The organism is Bradyrhizobium archetypum, from assembly GCF_013114835.1.
Taxonomy (GTDB): domain Bacteria; phylum Pseudomonadota; class Alphaproteobacteria; order Rhizobiales; family Xanthobacteraceae; genus Bradyrhizobium; species Bradyrhizobium archetypum.
This window is the reverse complement of record NZ_JAAVLW010000008.1, coordinates 245,155-266,650: the sequence shown is the minus strand read 5'-3', so window position 1 is coordinate 266,650 and position 21,496 is coordinate 245,155. Positions and strand designations below refer to the sequence as shown.

The window sequence follows — 21,496 nt, the reverse complement described above, 5'->3', positions numbered from 1 at the left end:
GGCGGGTAGCGAATGGCGAATAGGGACGAACTCGAATAATCTGTTCGCTATTCACCACTCGCCATTCGCACTCTCTCCATGCTGATCCTCTCCATCGATACCGCGCTCGATGCCTGCGCCGCGGCTGTGCTCGACACCGGCGCAGGCGGCGCGATCGCGTCAGAATCGCAGGCGATGAAGCGCGGTCATGCCGAAGCCCTGATGCCGCTGATCGCACGCGTGATGAAAGCGTCCGGCATCGCCTTTGCCGCGCTTGATCGCATTGCCGCAACGACCGGTCCCGGCAGCTTTACCGGATTGCGCGTCGGCCTTTCCGCCGCCCGCGGCATTGCGCTCGCCGCCGGCAAGCCAGTCGTGGGCGTGACGACGCTGACCGCTTTTGCCGCTCCCATCGTCAGCGAGAACAGCGAACATCCGGTCATCTCGGCGATCGATGCGCGGCATGATCACGTCTATTTCCAGGTGCTCGGCGGCGACGGCCATTCGCTGATCAAGCCGAAGGTCGCGCCGGTCGCCGAAGCGCTCGATGCCGCGCGGTTCGGCACGCCGCATCTGGTCGGCAATGCGGCAAACATTCTGGCCGAGCGCTGGCCGGCGGATGCGCCGCCGCCTGTTAAGATCGATCAGCAGGCCGCACCCGATATCGCCTGGGTGGCGTGGCTGGGCGCTGCGGTCAATCCCGAGAGCTCGCCGGCGCGGCCGTATTATCTGCGCGCCCCCGACGCCAAGCCGCCGAAGGATCCGCTGTCCGGCGGCTCGCAGCCGCTTGCATCATGATGATGGGATCATGATGGCATGGCTTTCCGATTGGTGGGGCGGCGGCACCGCGGTGATCGAGCCGGCCGGTCCGCGGGATGCCGCGCGCCTGGCCCAGTTGCATGGCGCATCGTTTCACCGCGGCTGGGGCGAAGGCGAATTCGAGGTGATGCTGACCGAGCGCAATACGCTCGTTCACCGTCTCCGGCTCGGACGCAAGATCATCGGCTTTGCAGTGTCGCGCATGGCGGCCGACGAGGCGGAGTTGTTGTCGATCGCAGTCGATGCGGCCCAACGCGGTCGCGGCCTGTCGCGCAACCTGCTGCTGACGCATCTCGGTCATCTCGCGGGTCGCGGCGTGCACAAGGTGTTTCTCGAGGTTGAAGAAAACAATCAGCCGGCGCGGCGTCTGTATGAATGGGCCGGATTTGAGGTTGTTGGCCGCCGGGAACGCTACTATCAGCAGCCTGGCGGCGAGCAATTGAATGCACTTCTGATGCGGCGTGACTTGTCGTAATATGCGGGCGGTGGCAAAACACCCCGAGCTGCTCGCCAAGGCCTTGAGGACCATGCCCGTACTGAAATCGCCGTCTGCGCAGAAAAATACCGGAATCGAAGCGCGCTGCGCGGCCACCGGCATGCGGATGACCGAACAGCGCCGCGTGATCGCGCGCGTGCTCGCGGATTCGGTCGACCATCCGGACGTCGAGGAACTCTACCGGCGCTGCGTTGCGGTTGACGACAAGATCTCGATCTCGACGGTCTACCGCACCGTCAAGCTGTTCGAGGATGCCGGCATCATCGAGCGGCACGATTTCCGCGAAGGACGCGCGCGCTATGAGCAGATGCCCGACAGCCATCACGACCATCTGATCAATCTGCGCGACGGCAAGGTGATCGAGTTCACCTCCGAGGAGATCGAGAAATTGCAGGCCGAGATCGCCCGCAAGCTCGGCTACAAGCTGATCGATCACCGGCTGGAGCTTTATTGCGTTCCGCTCGACGAAGACAAAAGCTGATCGCGAGCCAACTTGAACCCGAACTTCGATCTGGTCATCTTCGACTGCGACGGCGTGCTGGTCGACAGCGAGGTCATTTCATGCCGCGCGCATGCCGAGACGCTGACGCGTCACGGCTATCCGATCACCTCAGAACAGGTGCTCGTCCGCTTTCTCGGCGTGTCCGACCGCGAAGCGCGCCAGACGATCGAGCGCGAGATCGACCGGAAATTGCCTGACGATTTCGAACAACAGGTGAAGGCGGCCACGCTGAAATTCTACGAGGGTGATCTGCAGGCGATCGCCCATGTCGGCGAGGCGATTGGCGCAATACGCCTGACCAAATGCGTCGCTTCCAGCGGAACGCCGGAAAAGATTCGTCACGGCCTCACCTGCGCCGGCCTCTACGACCAACTCGCGCCGCATATTTTCTCCGCTACGCAGGTCAGCCGCGGCAAGCCGGCGCCCGACCTGTTTCTGTTCGCGGCCGAACAGATGAAGGTGCAACCGTCCCAGTGCCTCGTGATCGAGGACAGCGTCCCCGGCGTCACCGGCGGCCGCGCTGCAGGGATGACCGTGCTTGGCTTTCACGGCGGCAGCCATTGTCAGCCGGGCCATGCTGATCTCCTGCGCGCCGCCGGCGCCGCCGTGACATTCGACGATATGCGCCAGCTGCCCGGGCTTATTGAAAAGATCAGGGTTTAAGGCAACACCGTCCAGGCTATGTACTGAGAGTCGGTCAATGTCTGCTTTGCTTCATAAAGCAGGATCTTCACCGACACCTTCGGCATGGAAGGAACCACTGAATATCTGTGGACGTTTTCCTGTATCCCTCATGTCGAGCGAGAGAGACACCTCAAGCAGGAGGTTCAGATGTCTACACGCATAGCGACCGCAGCATTCGCCCTTATCCTCGCGTCGCCGGCGTTTGCTGATTGTAACCAGGAACTGAAGGCGCTCGAACAGAATGTCGTTTCCGCGGGGACGGGCGCGAGCCCGAGCGAATCGGGAATGCCGGGGACCAAGCACCAGGAAGAGGTTCTGGCCGGTAAGCAAAAGAGCGCTGAACCTGAAACCACCGGATCAACGGCAGCGGCCGTGCAGCCCACTTCACCGCATCAGGAGCAAGTCATTGGCAAACGCCGCACTCAGAGCGCCGAACATGCCAACCAACTGGTGGCTGAAGCCCGCAAGATGTCTGAGGCTGGCGACGAACAAGGGTGCATGAAGAAAGCGGCAGAACTCAAGGACGTCCTGGGAATAAAGTGAGCGTCAGTTTGCCGGGGCGCAAACTGGCAACGTCCCGGATCATTGCCTTCGATTCGTTGACTTTTCGTGGTGGCGCGTCGGACGGGCCAGCGAGGCCGCTTTTGCTTCGGCGGTAAATCCGGCTGGCCAGACCAGCGCCGCTGGTGGGTTTGCCGCCTTGCTTGCCCGCGGAAATGCCGCCTATCACGCTGGATTTCCGGCCCTTTAGCCTATACTTAAGCCCTGGGCCCGGATTGGCGCCCATAACCCCAGCACCCAAGGTTCCATGAAGCCGCCGCGCAAGCTGCACATCAAGTCTTATGGCTGCCAGATGAACGTCTACGATGCGCAACGCATGGTGGACACGCTGGCGGGTGAGGGCTTTGTCGAGACCGAAAGCGCTGACGATGCGGATCTGGTGATCCTCAACACCTGCCACATCAGGGAAAAGGCTTCCGAAAAGGTCTATTCCGAACTGGGCCGGCTGCGCGTCACCAAGGACGAGGCGGCGCGCAACGGGCGCGAGATGCGCATTGCGGTTGCGGGCTGCGTCGCGCAGGCCGAGGGCGAGGAGATCATCCGCCGCGCGCCGACGGTCGATGTCGTGGTCGGACCGCAGAGCTACCATCATCTGCCGCAGCTACTGGCGCGCGCAAAGAGCGAAGGCCGCGCGCTCGAGACCGAATTCCCGGTCGAGGACAAGTTCAGCTTTCTGCCCTATCCCAAGCCGGATGCGATCCGCGCGCGCGGCATTTCCGCATTCGTCACCGTGCAGGAAGGTTGCGACAAGTTCTGCACCTTCTGCGTGGTGCCTTATACGCGCGGCGCGGAAGTCTCGCGTCCGGTGGCAAAAATCATCGATGACGTAAAGCGGCTGGCCGACAATGGTGTTCGCGAGATCACCCTGATCGGGCAGAACGTCAACGCCTATCACGGCGAAGGCCCGGACGGACGAAGCTGGCCGCTCGGCAAATTGTTGCACCGGCTCGCCGAAATCGAAGGCATCGCACGGCTGCGCTATTCCACCAGCCATCCTCGCGACGTCGAGGATTCGCTTGTGGCAGCCCACCGCGATCTCGCCGCGCTGATGCCGTTCGTCCATCTCCCGGTGCAATCCGGCTCCGACCGGATTCTCGCCGCCATGAACCGCAAGCATACCGCCGATGATTACCGCCGCGTCATCGACCGTTTCCGGGCCGCCCGGCAAGATATTGCGTTTTCATCGGATTTTATCGTCGGCTTCCCCGGCGAAAGCGCGGGAGAATTCGCAGCGACACTCGCGCTCGTCAGGCAAATCGGGTACGCTGCGGCTTATTCGTTCAAATATTCGCCGCGGCCCGGCACACCGGCGGCGGACATGCAGGAGACGGTGTCAGCGGCTGAGATGGACGAGCGATTGGTGCGGCTCCAGGAATTGATCGACAGCCAGCAATCGGCCTTCAACAGGGCCATGATTGGCAAAACCGTCGATGTGCTGTTCGAACGCGCGGCCCGCAATCCCGGCCAGATCGTCGGCCGCACGGCCTATCTTCAGCCCGCGCATGTGTTCGCCTCGCCCGATATCATCGGACAGGTGCTGCCGGTCACGATCGAGAGCCTGGAGCGTTACAGCCTGCTCGGCGAACTCGCCGGCCCCGCCGCGCGGGATCGATCGTCAACGCCTTCCGCCATGGCCAAATCTTCTCAAGAAACCAAATCTTCTCAAGAAACATGGGGAGCCTGAACCCTTGCCAAAAAGCGCATCGGATTCATCTTCGCTTGCTCCCAGCCGCAAATTTGATCGCGACATGCAAATTCCGCCGGAGACCCAGGTCGTCATCGATTTCGACGACAACCGCGCCGCTTCCGTCCTGGTCGGCCCTTACGGCCAGAACCTGGCGCTGATCGAACGGCGGCTCGGCGTCGTCGTCGATTCCCGCGGCAACCACATCACCATCGGCGGCTCGCGCGACGGCTGCGACGCCGCGCGGCGGGTGCTGGAAACGCTGTATGCGCAGGCCGTGCAGGGCCACGACCTCTCGCAGGGCGAAGTCGAAGGCGCGATCCGCGCGGTGCTCGCGCAGGGCTCGCTGTTCGAATTCGACGCCAAGACCGCAAAGCCCACCTTCGAGACCATCAATTTGCGCAAGCGCCCGGTGCGCGCACGCACGGCGGCGCAGGATTCCTACATCCGCGCGCTGAAACGCCACGAACTGGTGTTCGGCACCGGCCCGGCCGGCACCGGCAAGACCTGGCTTGCGGTGGCGCATGCCGCGCAATTGTTCGAACGCAAGGAAGTCGATCGCATCATCCTGTCGCGGCCCGCGGTCGAGGCGGGCGAGCGGCTCGGTTTCCTGCCCGGCGACTTGCGCGAAAAGGTCGATCCTTATTTACGGCCGATCTACGACGCGCTGTACGACCTGATGGATTCGCGGATCGTGGAGCGCGCGCTGCAGGCCGGCGAGATCGAGATTGCGCCGCTCGCCTTCATGCGCGGCCGCACGCTGACCAATGCCGTCATCATCCTCGACGAGGCGCAGAACACCACCTCGATGCAGATGAAGATGTTCCTGACCAGGCTCGGCGAGAATAGCCGCATGATCGTCACCGGCGATCCATCGCAGGTCGACCTGCCGAACGGACAGGCTTCAGGGCTTGCCGAAGCCTGCAAGCTGCTCGACAACGTCGACGGCATTGCACAGGTGAAATTCACTGCGGAAGACGTCATCCGCCATGAACTGGTGGCGCGGATCGTCGCCGCCTATGAGGGATTGCCGCAGAAGCCGGCAACCGGCAAATCTTGACCCAGAAATCTTCGGCGTCGGGCCTGCCGCAGGCGGGCCGGGGCCGTAACCCGAACATGGCAATGCAAAGAGCTCGAACGCTCGTGTCCTCCGTCCTTCCACTCACCGAAGTTCTCGTCGTCGCCGATTGCTGGCAGACCGAGCCGGACGCGGAGGCGGTGATCCATCGCGCCATCGATGCCGCCGCCGAAATCGCCGATGCCGATGTCGGCGAGGCTGAGCTGGCGGTCATGCTGACCGACGATGCCGGCATCCGCACGCTGAACAGCAACTGGCGCGGCATCGACAAGCCGACCAACGTGCTCTCGTTTCCGGCGCTGCAGCCGAGCGCTAGCGCGCCTTCGGACGCGCCCCGCATGCTCGGCGATATCGCCATCGCCTATGAGACCACGCGGAAAGAGGCCGATGAGGAAGAAAAGCCGTTTGATCATCACCTCAGCCATCTTGCGGTTCACGGGTTCCTGCATTTGATCGGATACGACCACGAGAAAGATGACGACGCCGAAGCCATGGAAAGTCTCGAGCGCGAGATCCTCGCACAGCTCGGCATTCCCGATCCGTATGCGGACCGGGAGCGGATGGACTGAAATGCCGGACTCAGACCCGATACAGGATAACCCGCGCGAGACGCGCAACCTGCCGGTGGTGGTGCAGGAGGGCGAGGTACTGCGGCCGGCCGCGGAAAACTGGCTGTTGCGGGCGATCCGCACGCTGTTCGGCTGGAAATCGGGGTCGGTCCGCGCCGATCTTCAGGTGGTGCTCGACACTTCCACGCCCGACGATGTCGGCTTTTCCGCCATCGAACGCACCATGCTGCGCAACATACTCGGCCTCAACGAACGGCGCATCGCCGACGTGATGGTGCATCGCGCCGACATCGTTGCGGTCAAGCGTGACATTCCGCTCGGCGAGCTGATGAGCCTGTTCGAGAGCGCGGCGCATTCGCGGCTCGTGGTCTACAATGAAACGCTCGATGACCCCGAAGGCATCGTTCACATCCGCGACCTCCTGGCATTCATGACCGCCAAGGCGCGGGTCGGCGATACAACCAAGCCCAAGCGCAAGAAGCCGTTTCCGGCGGGCCTCGACCTGCGCGCGGTCGATCTCGCGATGCCGCTGGCCGAGACCAACATCATCCGCAAGCTGCTGTATGTGCCGCCGTCGATGCGGGCGATCGATCTGCTGGCGCAGATGCAGGCCTCGCGCATTCATTTGGCGCTGGTGGTTGACGAATATGGCGGCACCGACGGACTGGTGTCGATCGAGGACATCGTCGAGCAGATCGTCGGCGAGATCGACGACGAGCACGACAGCGACGAGCCACCGTCGATCGTGCGGCAGGGCGACAATGCCTTCATCGCAGACGCCCGCGCCAGCCTCGAAGATGCGCGCAAGATGATCGGCGAGGAATTCGTCACCGGCGAGGCCGGCGAGGAAGTCGAGACGCTGGGTGGCTATCTGGTCGCGCAGGTCGGCCGCCTGCCGGTGCGCGGCGAGGTGATTGCCGGTCCGGGCAATTTCGAGATCGAAGTGCTCGATGCCGACCCGCGGCGGGTCAAGCGACTGCGGATCGGAGTCCGGAAGGAACGTTCGGCGCCGCGCGTGACGCGCGACCGAGGCCGCCGCGAGGCAGCGCCGGACACCAACGCGCCGCCGACCAACGACAATACGCCGCCGGCCTCTGGCGATGGAGCCGGCTCGCAGTGATCTTGCCCAGTAAATTCCGTGCCGCGGGACTCTCGATCATCCTGGCCTGGGGCTGGAAGCGTGCAGTGATCGCGCTTGCCGCAGGCGCGCTGTCAACGCTTGCGATGGCGCCGTTCAATGCCTGGCCGGTGCTGTTCGTGACCTTTCCGGTTGCGGTCTGGCTGCTCGACGGCGCGGCGGCCGGCAAACGGCGCGGGCTGCCGGCCGCGGCGCTATCCGGCTTCTGGTTCGGGCTCGGCTATTTCGTGCCCGGCCTCTACTGGACCGGCAACGCCTTCCTGGTCGATGCACAAACCTTTGCCTGGCTGATGCCGTTTGCGGTGCTGGGCCTGCCGGCCTATCTAGCCTTATTTCCCGCGCTCGGCTTTGCGCTGGCGCGTCTGATCTGGACGCGGGATGCCTCGCGGGCGCTGGCGCTCGCCATCGGGCTCACGGTCAGCGAATGGCTGCGCGGCTATGTGCTGTCGGGATTTCCATGGAATGCCTTCGGCTACGCCTTGTCGGAGCCGCTGGCGCTGGCGCAGGCCGCTTCGCTGATCGGGCTGTGGGGCATGACCTTCGTCACGGTCGCCATCTTTGCCAGCCCGGCTGTGCTGATCGATGGATCTTCGCGCGCGCGAAAGCCCTGGCTCGCGCCGGTGGCGGCGCTCGCGCTGCTCGTGGCGATGGGCATCTATGGCGCCGTGCGGCTGTCGCTGCAGCCGACCGTCCTGACCAAGGTCAAGCTGCGCATCATGCAGCCGAACCTGCAGCAGGACGTCAAATTCAACTACGGCGCCAAGGCCGAGGTGATGCAGAAATATCTTGCTCTGTCCGATCGCGCCTCCGGACCGCAATCCACCGGCGTGCGCGACGCGCAGATCCTGATCTGGCCGGAATCGGCGTTCCCGTTCTTCCTGATGCGGGAAGCCGACGCGATGGCGCAAATCGCCGAGCTGTTGCCCAAGGGCACCGTGCTGATCACCGGGTCGGTACGCGCCCCCGACGGCCCCCCCGCTGCCCGCGTCACCCGCGCCTACAACTCGATCTATGTGATCGATCACGATGGCGGCGTGCTGTCGGTCTATGACAAGCTGCATCTGGTGCCGTTCGGCGAATATCTGCCGTTTCAGGAGTGGATGGAAAAGCTCGGCTTCGTGCAGCTAACAAAGGTGCATGGCGGCTTCATTCCCGGCACGCGCCGTCGCGCCATGGAAATACCTGATGCGCCGCGCGCGCTACCGCTGATTTGCTACGAAGCGATTTTTCCCGGGAATGTTGCAGCGCGCGACGACCGTCCTGGCTGGATCATCAACTTGACCAATGACGGCTGGTTCGGAAACTCCACCGGACCCTACCAGCACCTGCAACAAGCACGCTTGCGTGCGATCGAAGAAGGGCTGCCGATGGTGCGCGCCGCCAACACCGGCATCTCGGCGGTGATCGATCCTTCGGGGCGAATTGTGGCACGGCTCGGCCTCGGCATCGAAGGCGTGCTGGACGCCAGCCTGCCATCCGCGCTGTCGCCGACGGTTTATGCTCGTCTTGGAGATATCCCGGCTGCCGTCATCGTGGCCGCAGCCCTGCTGCTCGTCATCAGACGCCGCGCCACTAAGCACGCCGCCTGAGATTTACCTCGCCGGATGTCACTGGTTTACTAAAAACGTTGGCGGCGCGGTTCCACCAGTTGACAGACAGCCTGCGATTCGCTTTCTGCGGTTGCAAGCTAAGAACAACAACCAGTCAACTTCGCTGCTCAGATCGTCCGCAATTCCACCCGATCCTCCGAGCAGGATTTGACGGTACCGGCGCCTGAGGCATTGCAGTTTCACTGCCTCATCCCGGCGCTCATCCCAGGAGTGATGCAGATATGTCCACCAAAGCGCCCAATCCCGTTGACAAATATGTCGGGAGCCGCGTCCGGATGCGCCGCATCATGCTGGGCATGAGCCAGGAAAAGCTCGGTGAAGCGCTCGGCCTCACATTCCAGCAGGTTCAGAAATACGAAAAAGGCACCAACCGGGTCGGCGCCAGCCGCCTGCAGCAGATCTCCGAAATATTGCAGGTGCCGGTGTCGTTTCTGTTCGACGGCGGGCCGAGCGGCGCAGCGAATGGCGAGGGCTTCAGCGACGGCGGGTCCCCGGCCTATGTGTCCGATTTCCTCGCGACGTCGGAAGGCCTTGCGCTGACGCGCGCATTCACCCGCATCACCGATTCCAAGATGCGACGATCGATCGTCGAATTGGTCGAGCAGATCGCCTCGCGCGACGGGCCCGACCCGCGCTGATTTTCATCCGTCTGGGTTTGAGAATTTCGTATTCTGGAATATGCCATTATTCCTGGCGCACCATTGCGCTTCTCCGAGCGACCGCGATGCTGCAATTGCACATCAGGGAATGACGGCGTATCGGATACGATAGAAACATGACGACAGCCCATCCCTTCGATCCCACACCGATCCTCGAGGGCATTCGCCGTTGGGTCGAAATCGAGACCCCGACCGAATCGCCCGAGCAGGTCAACAAGCTCGCCGACCTCGTCACCGAGGGCTATCGCGGCCTGCCGGCGACGGTCGAGCGGATCGCGGGTCATTCCGGCTGCGGCGATCACCTGGTGGCGCGCTCATCGTGGGGGCAGGATGCGCCCGGAATCCTGGTGCTGAGCCATCTGGACACGGTGCATCCGCTTGGCTTTATCGAACGGCTGCCATTTCGGATCGCGGGCGACAGCGCTTTCGGTCCCGGCATCTACGACATGAAGGGCGGCGCCTATCTCGCCTATCATGCATTCCGCCAGGTTTGCGCCGACGGCGCGCGGCCGCCGCTCAGCATCACGCAGCTCTACGTATCCGATGAAGAGATCGGCAGCCCGACGTCGCGCGCGCTGATCGAGAGCGAGGGCCGCAAGGCGAAATATGTGCTGGTTACCGAACCGGCACGCGACGGCGGCAAAGTCGTCACCGGACGCAAGGGCGTCGGCCGCTTCGAGGTCTTCATCAAGGGCGTGCCCTCGCATGCCGGCACGCGGCCCCAGGATGGTCGCAGCGCCATCCGCGAACTCGGCAATGTCATCCAAACGCTGGAGGCGATGAACGACCTCAAGCGCGGCGTCACCGTCAATGTCGGGGTTGTGCGAGGCGGCACGCGGCCGAACGTGATCGCGGAGGAAGCCTATGCCGAGGTCGACACGCGCGTGCCGACGATCGCCGATTCCGAAGAGCTGGTTGCAAAGATCCTCAGTCTGAAATCCCGCACCGAAGGCGTCACGGTCAAGGTGATCGGCGAGTTGAATCGTCCGCCTTACGAAAAGAGCAATGCCGGCGCGGCGCTCTACGAGCACGCCAGGACGCTTGCGGCCGAAATCGGTTTCGATCTGATCGACACCTCGACCGGAGGCGGCTCCGATGGCAACTTCACCGCGCCGCATACCGCAACGCTGGACGGGCTCGGCGTCGACGGCCAGGGCGCGCATACCCATTACGAGCAGATGTACATCTCCTCGATCGAGCCGAGGGCGCGGCTGTTGTACCGGCTGTACCAGACGCTGCGATGATGATGGTACCGCGCGACATCGGCGACCGCGATGCGCCGCCGGAGACCGGCGCGTCGACGCATGCGCATGGCTCGTTCTTCGGCCGCCGCAAGGGCCACAAGCTCCGCATCCATCAGGCCGACCTGATCGACAATCTGCTGCCGCATCTGGCGCTCGATATCGGGGCGCCCGCGCCGACGCGGCTCGCCGATCTCTTCGATGGCGAGACGGAGGATGTCAGGCTCGAAATCGGCTTCGGCGGCGGCGAACATTTGATCGCGGAAGCGCAAGCCTTTCCGAATATCGGCTTCATCGGGTGCGAACCCTATGTCAACGGAATGGCGAAAATTCTGACGCAGATCGAGGCGCACAACATCGGCAATATCAAACTCTATGCCGGCGACGCCGCGGAATTGCTGGCCTGGTCCCCACCGCGTTCGCTTAAGCGGATCGACCTGATCCATCCCGACCCCTGGCCGAAGCGGCGGCACTGGAAGCGCCGCTTCGTGCAGGATGCAACGGTCAAAGCCATGGCGCGCATCCTGAAAGACGGCGGCGAATTCCGCTTTGTCAGCGACATCGATGACTACTGCGCCTGGACGCTGGCGCATTTGATGCGCAGCGCCGATTTTGTCTGGACCGCCGAGCGCGCCGACGATTGGCGCAAGCCCTGGGAAGGCTACACCATGACGCGCTACGGCCGCAAAGCCGAACGCGAGGGGCGCGTGGCGACGTATTTGCGGTTTCGGCGGGTGAGTTAAGCACGTCGTTCCGGGGCGATGCGAAGCATCAAGCCCGGAACCTCGATGTTCCGGGTTCGCTTCGCGCCCCGGAACGACTGACACGCCTGACGAAGCGATGACGAAGAGAAAGCATCGGGTCGGATTACCGCGTCTTCCAGAACTCGACGACGCGCTGGGCGGTCAAGGGCATCAGGCGCACGTAATTCACCCGCGCGTTTTCGATGTCGGCCGGAGATGCCGTCCGGTTCGGGCCGAGCCGCAGCAGGATCAGCGCGCGCACCGTCGCCCATTCGAGATCGATAGCCTTGCCGGCGATCAGGATCGGGTCGTAGCGTTCGCCGCTGATCAGACGGTCGAGGGTTTCGATCTTGACGCCGGTCATCGCCGACAGCGCGGCGATCGACTCTTCGTACTTGAAGACCCGGGCGAAGTTGAGCAGCGCGCCCTCGCCGAGTGCGCCCTCGCGGTGCAGCTTCAACACCGTACGCTGCGCCGACGTAAAGTCGCGCCGCTCCTCGCGTTCGGACGGGCCGTTGATGGCGGTCATCGCCTGCTTGATGTCGGCCTGCCGCTCGGGCTTGACGACCTGGAACAGCCGGCGGCGGATTACGTCGATGGAGCCGGAGAGCAACTCCTGCAATTGCGTAAGTGACAGGTCGTCGCGCTGGCCAAGCTTGATCGTCAGCACGCCGTCCTGGCCGGCGCGCTTGATCAGCGTCGAATAGCTGCTGGACGAGAACGCCGCGCCGGCATTGCCGGCCGCGCGCCTGAGCACGGCGCGATCGCCGCGCGCGACCATTATATCGGTGAGATCGGTTGAAAGCGTTGGCCGCTCCGCCATCGCCAGCAGATGCCCCTGGCCCTTCTCGGACGCGATTTCGACCAGCATTTTTTCATCGATGACCGCCGAGCGGCGCAGCAGCGGACCAGCGATGGTGATCTCGTCCTCATGGGCGAGCTGATTGACAAGGCCACGCGGCGCGTTCGCCAACAGCGACAGCCGCTCGGCCAATTCAGCGCGGGCTTCGAGTTCGGCATGCGGGACGAGACTGGTCAGGACACCGTCGAACAGATCGACATGATCCGGGCGGAAGGTCGCGGCCCCCTGCAAAAAAAGCTCGCTGACGCGGCGCGCGGCATCGGCGCGGCGCTTGGGATCGCCACGACTGACAATGTCGTCGAGTTCCGGGATCAGCGATGGTGAAATCGTCATAAACCCACCTAAACCAGCCGAATTGGCTGGTTTTTCGGGAAATCTAGGCAGCGTTCATGAATGAAGGGTTAGGCTTTGCCTCGCCGCTCAAAGCTTGGCAAAATCGGACTTAACGGGATCGCGGGCCTTGTCGGATTACGGAAAAACCGCTATATCCGCGGCAACTTATCGTTCTCATACGATCGCGTATTGAGAGTGGGCCCCCCGGGACCCGCTCTTTTTTATTACCTGAACCCGCCCCGCCCAGAACGGGCGTCGCGGGGTGGTTCGGGGAACCGGCCGGAACCTCCGGTTAGGGCCCGGCTTAAAACTATGCAAGTAACACGCTTTTGACCCTGGACATGACCGATCCAACTGCTGGTTCCGTGGATGCCGACCTGCTCGCCGAGCCCCGTCTCGTCGTCGAGCCGGGCGTGGCGGCGCGGGTATCGGCGGTCGCGGGCCCGGTACTGCAGGGAATGGGCTATCGGCTGGTCCGGATCAGAATATCGGGTGAAGCCGGCTGCACCGTTCAGATCATGGCCGAGCGGCCCGATGGATCGATGCATATCGAGGATTGCGAGGCGATCTCGCGGGCGCTGTCGCCGGTGCTCGACGTCGCCGATCCGATCGACCGCGCTTACCGGCTGGAGATATCCTCGCCCGGCATCGACCGTCCGTTGGTGCGCCGCTCCGATTTCGAGCGCTATGCCGGTCATCTCGTGAAAATCGAAATGGCCGTTGCCCATCAGGGCCGCAAGCGTTTTCGTGGTACGCTGGCCGGCGTCGAAGGTGACGCCGTACGGCTCCACCGGGACGATGCACGCGCCGACGAAGATGCCGACGTGCTTCTGGTGATGGAAGACATCGCCGATGCGCGGCTCGTTCTGACGGATGAGTTGATTGCGGAATCGATGCGGCGCGGCAAGCAGGCCGAGCGCGAATTGAAGCAGAACCTCGGGCTGGTGCCGCCGCCTCCGCCGCACGCGAAGAAGGGCGATCCGGCCAAGAGAGACAACAAGAGCAACAAATCGAAGCCCGGCAAGAAGCCGCTGCCGATCAACACCAAGAGACACCGCCTTGCCGCAGAAAGATTGCGCAGAGGCGAGATCGATCCTACCGAAGGAGACTAGACCATGGCCGTCAGCGCCAACAAACTCGAACTGCTGCAGATCGCAGACGCGGTCGCCCGCGAAAAGTCGATCGACCGCGGGATCGTGATTGCTGCGATGGAAGACGCCATCGCCAAAGCGGCCCGCGCCCGTTACGGCAGCGAGACCGACGTTCATGCCGAGATCGACGCCAAGAAGGGCGAACTGCGGCTGTCGCGCCACATGCTCGTTGTCGAGCAGGTCGAGAATTCCGCAAACCAGATTTCGCTGGCGGACGCGCAGCGCGCCAACCCGGGCGCCCAGGTCGGCGACACCATCGCCGACACGCTGCCGCCGCTGGAATATGGCCGCATCGCCGCGCAATCCGCCAAGCAGGTGATCGTGCAGAAGGTGCGCGAGGCCGAGCGTGACCGGCAATATCAGGAATTCAAGGACCGCATCGGCGACATCGTCAACGGCGTCGTCAAGCGCGTCGAATATGGCAGCGTGATCGTCGACCTCGGCCGCGGCGAAGCCATCATCCGCCGCGACGAAATGCTGCCGCGAGAGGTATTCCGTAACGGCGACCGCGTCCGCGCGTACATCTTCGATGTCCGGCGCGAAACCCGCGGGCCGCAGATTTTCCTCTCCCGCACCCATCCGCAATTCATGGCGAAACTGTTCGCGCAGGAAGTGCCGGAGATCTATGACGGCATCGTCGAGATCAAGGCAGTGGCCCGCGATCCCGGCTCTCGCGCGAAAATCGGCGTGATTTCCCGCGATTCCTCGGTGGATCCGGTCGGTGCCTGCGTCGGCATGCGCGGTTCGCGCGTGCAGGCGGTGGTGAACGAACTGCAGGGCGAGAAGATCGACATCATTCCGTGGTCGCCCGACATTGCGACCTTCGTCGTCAACGCGCTGGCGCCCGCTGAAGTCGCCAAGGTCGTGATCGACGAGGACCGCGAGCGGATCGAGGTCGTCGTTCCCGATACCAACAATCAGCTCTCGCTCGCGATCGGCCGGCGCGGCCAGAACGTGCGTCTCGCCTCGCAACTGACCGGCTGGGATATCGACATCCTGACCGAACAGGAGGAATCGGAGCGCCGTCAGGCCGACTTCGAGAATTCGACGCGGGTCTTCATGGAAGCGCTGAACGTCGACGAGGTGGTCGGCCAGTTGCTGGCGTCGGAAGGCTTCACGTCGGTCGAGGAACTTGCGCTGGTCGATGTCAAGGAACTGGCCGGCATCGAAGGTTTCGACGAGGAAACCGCCAACGAGCTGCAGAGCCGCGCGAGGGAATATCTCGAAAAGCTCGAAACCGAGTTGGAAAACAAGCGCAAGGAACTCGGCGTCGACGATGCCATGAAGAAGGTTCCGGGCGTGACCTCGAAGATGCTGGTGAAGTTCGGTGAGAATGACATCAAGACCGTCGAAGACCTCGCGGGCTGCGCCACCGACGATCTGGTCGGCTGGACCGAGCGCAAGGATGGCGGCGAGCAGACCAAGCACGCCGGCATTCTCGACGCCAACGAGATCTCGCGCGACGACGCCGAGCGCATGATCATGCAGGCCCGCGTCATTGCCGGCTGGATCACCGAGGCCGAGCTCGCCAAGCAGACCGAGGCGGCCCAGGCCACCGAAGAACAGACGGCGTAATGCGGGTGTTACGCAATGGCGGATATCTTTTCTGCGCGCTGACCGTGCGCAGATGACAGGAACCATCGAACACACATGCTTGCTTTGGCTGATCCCGAACTCGATCATGGGCCGCGGACCGATAAGTCCGCGACCATGCGGATGTGCGCGGTCAGCCGCGAGGTGCGCCCAATCGATGAACTGATCCGCTTTGTGGTCGCCCCGTCGGGCGAAGTCGTTCCCGATTTGAAGCGCAAGCTGCCCGGCCGCGGACTATGGGTCCGCGCGTCGCGCCGGACCGTTGCGGAAGCGGTCCGGCGTCACCAATTTAGCCGAGGGTTCAAGCGCGACGTCCGGGTTGCGGCGACCCTTCCCGCCGATACCGAGGCACTGCTGGAACGAAGCTGTACCGAGGCACTGGCCATGGCGGCCAAGGCCGGTCAGGTCATCTCCGGCTTTGCCAAGGTCGAGGGCCTGCTCGAGCAGGGCAGGGCCGAAGCCCTGATCCACGCTTCCGACGGCGCGGCCGACGGAATCCGCAAATTGGGCGCGATCGCAGGGCAAAGGAGCCGAAATATCGGTGAATCGCGGGATTTGCCGATCGTTACCGCTTTAACCTCGGAACAATTGGATTTGGCACTGGGCCGGTCAAATGTGATACATGCTGCCCTGCTCGCGGGCCCGGCGAGCAAGACGTTCCTGTCGCGCTGCCAGATCCTGGTTCGATACCGGACGGACGACGACGACAAGACCGGGGATAGCGGCCAGAAATTCTGACGACGATCGGTTCCAAAGATAGCTGCAATGACGGCGCGCAAGCGCCCAACGCTAACGAGATTAGGACTGCTGAATGGTTGATACTAAAACGCCTGGCGACAAGACTTTGAGTGTCCCGACCAAGACCTTGACGCTGAAGCCGCGGGTCGAGACGGGCACCGTGCGCCAGAGCTTCAGCCATGGCCGGACCAAGCAGGTCGTGGTCGAAAAGCGCGGCAAGCGCCGCGTCGGCGGAGAAGCGCCGGCGGCGGAGACGCACGCGCCCGAACAGGCGGCCGCCAAGGCGGCGCCCGCTGCCAAAGCTCCCCTCTCCCGGCCTGCGGCAACGCCGGCCGCTGCGCCGCGCAGCGGTTCGGGCGTCGTGCTGCGCACGCTGACCGAGGATGAGCGTTCCGCCCGCGCCAGCGCGCTGGCCGACGCCAAGGTGCGCGAGATCGAGGAACGGCGGCAGGCCGAGGAAGAGGCCAAGCGCCGCGCCAGCCGTGAAATCGCCGAGAAGGCCGAACGCGAGGCTGCCGAAGCCCGCCGCAAGGCCGAGGAAGAGCGGCACCGGCAGGAAGAAGAAGCCAAGCGCAAAGCCGAAGGCGAGGCCAAGAAGCGGTTCGGCGAGGGCGAGACCAAGACTGCGACGCCAGCGCCCGCGACGGCGACAGCGGCTGCGGCCCGACCTGCCGCGGCCCGGCCGGCTGGAGCCCGTCCGGCCACCGCGCCGGTTGCGCGCGCCCCGGGCATTGCCGCCGACGGTTCCGATGAGGACGAAGGTCCGCGCCAGGTCCGACGTGGCCCCGGCGGCGCCATGCGTCCCGTCGCTGCCCCCAAGACCACGCACAAGCCCGGGCCGCAGAAGGAGCGCGGCCGCCTCACCGTGGTCACGGCGCTCAATGACGACGTTCGCGAGCGTTCGATCGCCTCGTTCCGCCGCCGTACCCAGCGCCTGAAGGGCCACACTTCGAACGAGCCGAAGGAAAAGCTGATCCGCGAGGTCACGATCCCGGAAGCGATCACGATCCAGGAACTCGCCAACCGCATGTCGGAGCGCGCGGTCGACGTCATCCGCATGCTGATGAAGCAGGGTGCGATGCACAAGATCACCGACGTGATCGACGCCGATACCGCGCAACTGATCGCCGAGGAACTGGGCCACACCGTCAAGCGCGTCGCAGCCTCCGACGTTGAAGAGGGCCTGTTCGACGTCGTCGACGATACCACCGACACCGAGCCACGCTCGCCGGTCGTTACCGTGATGGGCCATGTCGACCACGGCAAGACCTCGCTGCTCGACGCGCTCCGCCACGCCAACGTGGTGTCGGGCGAAGCCGGCGGCATCACCCAGCATATCGGCGCCTATCAGGTGACCTCGCCGGAAAGCGGCAAGAAGATCACCTTCATCGATACGCCCGGCCACGCCGCGTTCACCGCGATGCGCGCCCGCGGCGCCAAGGTAACCGATATCGTGATCCTGGTGGTTGCGGCCGACGACGGCGTCATGCCGCAGACGGTGGAAGCGATCAACCACGCCAAGGCGGCGAAGGTTCCGATGATCGTTGCGATCAACAAGATCGACAAGCCCGACGCCAAGCCGGAGCGCGTGCGCACCGAACTTCTGCAGCACGAGGTCCAGGTCGAATCGTTCGGCGGTGAAGTGGTCGACGTCGAGGTTTCCGCCAAGAACAAGACCAATCTCGACAAGCTGCTGGAGATGATCGCGCTGCAGGCCGAACTGCTCGAGCTGAAGACCAATTCGGAACGGCCCGCCGAAGGTACCGTGATCGAAGCCAAGCTCGATCGCGGCCGCGGTCCGGTCGCGACCGTGCTGGTGCAGCGCGGCACGCTCAGGGTCGGCGACATCATCGTCGCCGGCGCCGAGATGGGCCGCGTCCGCGCGCTGATCTCCGACCAGGGCGACAACCTTGACGAGGCCGGACCGTCGGTGCCGGTCGAAGTGCTCGGCTTCAACGGACCGCCGGAAGCCGGCGACCGCCTCGCGGTCGTCGAGAACGAAGCCCGCGCCCGCCAGGTCACGAGCTATCGCGCCCACCAGAAGCGCGAGAATGCCGCCGCCTCGATTTCCGGCATGCGCGGCTCGCTCGAGCAGATGATGTCGCAGCTCAAGACGGCAGGCCGCAAGGAATTCCCGCTGATCGTGAAGGCCGACGTGCAGGGCTCGCTCGAAGCCATCCTCGGATCGCTGGAAAAGCTCGGTACCGAAGAAGTCGCCGCCCGCATCCTGCATGCAGGCGTCGGCGGCATCTCGGAATCCGACGTGACGCTGGCGGAAGGCTTCAATGCCGCGATCATCGGCTTCTCGGTGCGCGCCAACAAGGAAGCCGCGGCGGCCGCCAAGCGCAACGGCATCGAGATTCGCTACTACAACATCATCTACGATCTCGTTGACGACATCAAAAAGGCGATGTCCGGCCTGCTCGCGCCGACGCTGCGCGAAACCATGCTGGGCAATGCGCAGATCCTGGAGGTGTTCAACATCTCCAAGGTCGGCAAGGTGGCCGGCTGCCGTGTCACCGACGGCACCGTGGAGCGCGGCGCCAACGTTCGCCTGATCCGCGACAACGTCGTCGTGCACGAAGGCAAGCTCTCGACGCTGAAGCGCTTCAAGGATGAAGTGAAGGAAGTGCAATCCGGCCAGGAATGCGGCATGGCGTTCGAGAATTACGGCGACATGCGTGTCGGCGACGTGATCGAGTGTTATCGCATCGAGACCATCCAGCGCTCTCTGTAAGTCCAAATCTTGCGAAGAGCCTGGGATTTTATTGACTGAAAGCGTGACGTCATGACCGGACTTGTTCCGGCCATCCACGTCCTGATCCTGATTGAACAAGCAAGACGTGGATGCCCGCGACAAGCGGGCATGACGTCTTTTGAGAGACCGCAATGCCCCGCCATCACAACAAGGGTTCCGCTCCCGGCGGCTCGCAACGTCAATTGCGCGTTGGCGAGACCGTGCGCCACGCGGTCGCCGATATTCTATCGCACGGTAACGTGCACGACCCCGATCTCGAAGGCCACATCATCACCGTTCCCGAAGTGAGGATGTCGCCTGACCTGAAGCTCGCGACGATTTATGTGATGCCGCTCGGCGGCCGCGACACCGATATCGTGCTTGCGGCACTCGATCGTAACAAGAAATTCCTGCGCGGCGAGATCGCTCACCGCGTTAACTTAAAATTTGCCCCTGACCTCCGCTTTCGCGTCGACGAACGATTCGACGAAGCGGAACGGATCGAGAAATTACTGAGAACACCTGCGGTGCAACGAGACCTCGCACCCGACTCGGACGACAAGTCATGAATATGCCATCCGCCCACCGCGTGATCGCGCAGCAAACTGCCGATTCGCACGACGCTGAAGAAGATATTTTTTCAGATGAGTTGCGTGGCGACGACCAAGGTCGCGCTGGCGACGGCGAGCGCCGCGTCAAGGACGGCGAGCGCCGCGCGGACGATAGCAATCGCCGCACCAACAACGATCCACGCAACAAGCAGGCGCGCCAGAACAACCAGCCGCGGCGCGACAAGCGCGACGTTCATGGCTGGGTCGTTCTCGACAAGCCGATCGGCATGACCTCGACGCACGCGGTTGCCGTGCTCAAGCGGCTGTTCCAGGCCAAGCGCGCCGGCCATGCCGGCACGCTCGATCCGCTGGCGTCCGGCGGGCTGCCGATCGCGCTGGGCGAGGCCACCAAAACGGTTCCCTTTGTGATGGACGGCCGCAAGCGCTATCGCTTCACGGTAGCCTGGGGCGAAGAGCGCGACACCGACGATACCGAGGGCCGCGTGGTCAAGACCTCCGAGCTGCGGCCGTCGGCGGACGCGATCCGGGCCCTGCTGCCGCAGTTCACCGGCCTGATCGAGCAGATCCCGCCGCAATATTCCGCAATCAAGGTCCAGGGCGAGCGCGCCTATGACCTGGCGCGGGACGGCGAGACTGTCGAATTGAAGCCCCGCCCGGTCGAGATTCACGAATTAACCCTTATAGAACATGGAGATAACGGCCTATCCGTGTTCGAGGCCGAGTGCGGCAAGGGGACCTATGTCCGGGCGCTGGCCCGCGATATCGGCCGGATTCTGGGCTGTTTCGGCCATATCTGCGCATTGCGGCGGACCCTGGTGGGCCCGTTCCGCGAGACGGACATGATTCCGCTGGAAGAGTTGGAGGCTTTATGCAATAGAGCCGCGTCTGGCGAGGGAAGCCTCGCCGACGCGCTTTTGCCCGTTGAGACCGCGCTGGACGACATCCCGGCACTGGCCGTCACACGGGCTGATGCGGCAAGGCTCCACCGGGGCCAAGCCGTTTTGTTGCGCGGACGGGATGCGCCCAATAGTAGCGGCACAGTCTATGTCACGGTGGCAGGCCGCCTTCTGGCGCTTGCCGAAATTGGCAATGGCGAACTCATCCCCAAGCGCGTGTTCAACCTGACCGGGCTGACTGCCAGCCCCGGTCGCAGCAATGAGAGAGTTTGACGATGTCGATTACCGCCGAACGCAAAGCGGAAGTCATCAAGACGAATGCCACCAAAGCCGGCGACACCGGCTCGCCCGAGGTCCAGGTTGCGATCCTGTCGGAACGCATCAATAATCTGACGAGCCACTTCAAGACCCACGTGAAGGACAATCATTCACGCCGCGGCCTTCTGAAGCTCGTGTCGACGCGCCGTTCGCTTCTCGATTACATCAAGAGGAAGGACGAGGCGCGTTACAAGGCGTTGCTCGAAAAGCATAACATTCGTCGTTGATTTGAGCGTATGCGCGCGCAGTTTGCGCGCGTTTTCGCATGATCTTCCGAAGAAACCGGACTCCAATTTTTGGAGACGATCATGCGCAAGGAGCATCATCCGACCAGGATCATGCTCGACAACGCCCAGCAGCAATCCGGCCGCTGGACAGGGCAAGGTGCCCGTGACTGCCGAGAGGATGGACGCCATCCGAAAGATAAAGACCATGGCAGGATCGCCGGACGCTGATCTCGCATTGCGATCAGCGCCCCGCCATCTTGCGCATGGTCTTTATGTTTTTGGGCCCCGTTCTCTCGTGAACCCATG

22 protein-coding genes are annotated in these 21,496 nt (G+C 63.5%); 21 read left to right on the top strand and 1 reads right to left on the bottom strand.

Annotated elements, in window-relative coordinates:
* Positions 1-78: 78 nt before the first annotated feature.
* From tsaB to trmB, 13 genes are all read left to right on the top strand, one after another.
* Positions 79-777 carry a tRNA (adenosine(37)-N6)-threonylcarbamoyltransferase complex dimerization subunit type 1 TsaB gene (gene tsaB / locus HCN50_RS26595; RefSeq protein ID WP_171712846.1) on the top strand — a complete coding sequence of 233 codons (699 nt, stop codon included), beginning with the start codon at positions 79-81 and terminating at the stop codon, positions 775-777.
* Between the two features lie 10 nt (positions 778-787).
* On the top strand, positions 788-1,273 hold the full coding sequence (gene rimI, locus HCN50_RS26590) for a ribosomal protein S18-alanine N-acetyltransferase (RefSeq protein ID WP_171712845.1): 486 nt from the start codon (positions 788-790) through the stop codon (positions 1,271-1,273).
* A 52-nt stretch (positions 1,274-1,325) separates the two neighbouring features.
* Positions 1,326-1,775: a Fur family transcriptional regulator gene (locus HCN50_RS26585; protein WP_171712893.1), complete on the top strand. Its 450-nt coding sequence runs from the start codon at positions 1,326-1,328 to the stop codon at positions 1,773-1,775.
* A 12-nt stretch (positions 1,776-1,787) separates the two neighbouring features.
* On the top strand, positions 1,788-2,459 hold the full coding sequence (locus HCN50_RS26580) for an HAD family hydrolase (protein ID WP_171712844.1): 672 nt from the start codon (positions 1,788-1,790) through the stop codon (positions 2,457-2,459).
* Positions 2,460-2,627: 168 nt separating this feature from the next.
* The gene (locus HCN50_RS26575; RefSeq protein ID WP_171712843.1) at positions 2,628-3,023 is read left to right on the top strand and encodes a hypothetical protein; all 396 of its coding nucleotides are present in this window, start codon (positions 2,628-2,630) and stop codon (positions 3,021-3,023) included.
* A 265-nt stretch (positions 3,024-3,288) separates the two neighbouring features.
* A complete protein-coding gene (miaB, locus tag HCN50_RS26570; RefSeq protein WP_171712842.1) occupies positions 3,289-4,725 on the top strand; it encodes a tRNA (N6-isopentenyl adenosine(37)-C2)-methylthiotransferase MiaB in 1,437 nt (478 codons plus the stop codon).
* A gap of 64 nt (positions 4,726-4,789) precedes the next feature.
* Complete coding sequence (locus HCN50_RS26565; protein ID WP_235977218.1) at positions 4,790-5,785, top strand: PhoH family protein; 996 nt, start codon at positions 4,790-4,792, stop codon at positions 5,783-5,785.
* A 62-nt stretch (positions 5,786-5,847) separates the two neighbouring features.
* Positions 5,848-6,372, top strand: a complete 525-nt coding sequence (gene ybeY / locus HCN50_RS26560; RefSeq protein ID WP_171712840.1) for an rRNA maturation RNase YbeY — start codon at positions 5,848-5,850, stop codon at positions 6,370-6,372.
* A 1-nt stretch (position 6,373) separates the two neighbouring features.
* On the top strand, positions 6,374-7,492 hold the full coding sequence (locus tag HCN50_RS26555) for a hemolysin family protein (RefSeq protein WP_376700322.1): 1,119 nt from the start codon (positions 6,374-6,376) through the stop codon (positions 7,490-7,492).
* On the top strand, positions 7,489-9,099 hold the full coding sequence (gene lnt, locus HCN50_RS26550; RefSeq protein WP_171712838.1) for an apolipoprotein N-acyltransferase: 1,611 nt from the start codon (positions 7,489-7,491) through the stop codon (positions 9,097-9,099). Before HCN50_RS26555 ends, lnt begins: the two co-directional genes overlap by 4 nt.
* A gap of 242 nt (positions 9,100-9,341) precedes the next feature.
* Complete coding sequence (locus HCN50_RS26545; RefSeq protein WP_171712837.1) at positions 9,342-9,758, top strand: helix-turn-helix domain-containing protein; 417 nt, start codon at positions 9,342-9,344, stop codon at positions 9,756-9,758.
* Between the two features lie 137 nt (positions 9,759-9,895).
* Positions 9,896-11,023 (top strand): M20 family metallopeptidase, encoded by a 1,128-nt coding sequence (locus HCN50_RS26540; protein WP_171712836.1) that lies wholly within the window; start codon positions 9,896-9,898, stop codon positions 11,021-11,023.
* Between the two features lie 2 nt (positions 11,024-11,025).
* On the top strand, positions 11,026-11,763 hold the full coding sequence (trmB, locus tag HCN50_RS26535) for a tRNA (guanosine(46)-N7)-methyltransferase TrmB (protein ID WP_376700326.1): 738 nt from the start codon (positions 11,026-11,028) through the stop codon (positions 11,761-11,763).
* 124 nt (positions 11,764-11,887) lie between these two features.
* Here trmB and HCN50_RS26530 read toward each other — a convergent pair whose 3' ends face one another.
* On the bottom strand, positions 11,888-12,958 hold the full coding sequence (locus tag HCN50_RS26530) for a DUF2336 domain-containing protein (protein WP_171712834.1): 1,071 nt from the start codon (positions 12,956-12,958) through the stop codon (positions 11,888-11,890).
* Positions 12,959-13,299: 341 nt separating this feature from the next.
* Between HCN50_RS26530 and rimP the strand changes: the two genes are divergently transcribed.
* From rimP to HCN50_RS26490, 8 genes are all read left to right on the top strand, one after another.
* Positions 13,300-14,070, top strand: a complete 771-nt coding sequence (gene rimP, locus HCN50_RS26525) for a ribosome maturation factor RimP (protein ID WP_171712833.1) — start codon at positions 13,300-13,302, stop codon at positions 14,068-14,070.
* Between the two features lie 3 nt (positions 14,071-14,073).
* Positions 14,074-15,684, top strand: a complete 1,611-nt coding sequence (nusA, locus tag HCN50_RS26520) for a transcription termination factor NusA (protein ID WP_171712832.1) — start codon at positions 14,074-14,076, stop codon at positions 15,682-15,684.
* A gap of 75 nt (positions 15,685-15,759) precedes the next feature.
* The gene (locus tag HCN50_RS26515) at positions 15,760-16,440 is read left to right on the top strand and encodes an RNA-binding protein (protein ID WP_171712831.1); all 681 of its coding nucleotides are present in this window, start codon (positions 15,760-15,762) and stop codon (positions 16,438-16,440) included.
* 73 nt (positions 16,441-16,513) lie between these two features.
* Positions 16,514-19,177 carry a translation initiation factor IF-2 gene (infB, locus tag HCN50_RS26510; protein WP_171712830.1) on the top strand — a complete coding sequence of 888 codons (2,664 nt, stop codon included), beginning with the start codon at positions 16,514-16,516 and terminating at the stop codon, positions 19,175-19,177.
* Positions 19,178-19,329: 152 nt separating this feature from the next.
* A complete protein-coding gene (gene rbfA / locus HCN50_RS26505; RefSeq protein WP_171712829.1) occupies positions 19,330-19,746 on the top strand; it encodes a 30S ribosome-binding factor RbfA in 417 nt (138 codons plus the stop codon).
* Positions 19,743-20,918 carry a tRNA pseudouridine(55) synthase TruB gene (gene truB / locus HCN50_RS26500; protein WP_171712828.1) on the top strand — a complete coding sequence of 392 codons (1,176 nt, stop codon included), beginning with the start codon at positions 19,743-19,745 and terminating at the stop codon, positions 20,916-20,918. Before rbfA ends, truB begins: the two co-directional genes overlap by 4 nt.
* Positions 20,919-20,920: 2 nt before the next feature.
* A complete protein-coding gene (gene rpsO, locus HCN50_RS26495; protein ID WP_171712827.1) occupies positions 20,921-21,190 on the top strand; it encodes a 30S ribosomal protein S15 in 270 nt (89 codons plus the stop codon).
* A gap of 81 nt (positions 21,191-21,271) precedes the next feature.
* Complete coding sequence (locus HCN50_RS26490) at positions 21,272-21,418, top strand: hypothetical protein (protein WP_171712826.1); 147 nt, start codon at positions 21,272-21,274, stop codon at positions 21,416-21,418.
* Positions 21,419-21,496: the final 78 nt, after the last annotated feature.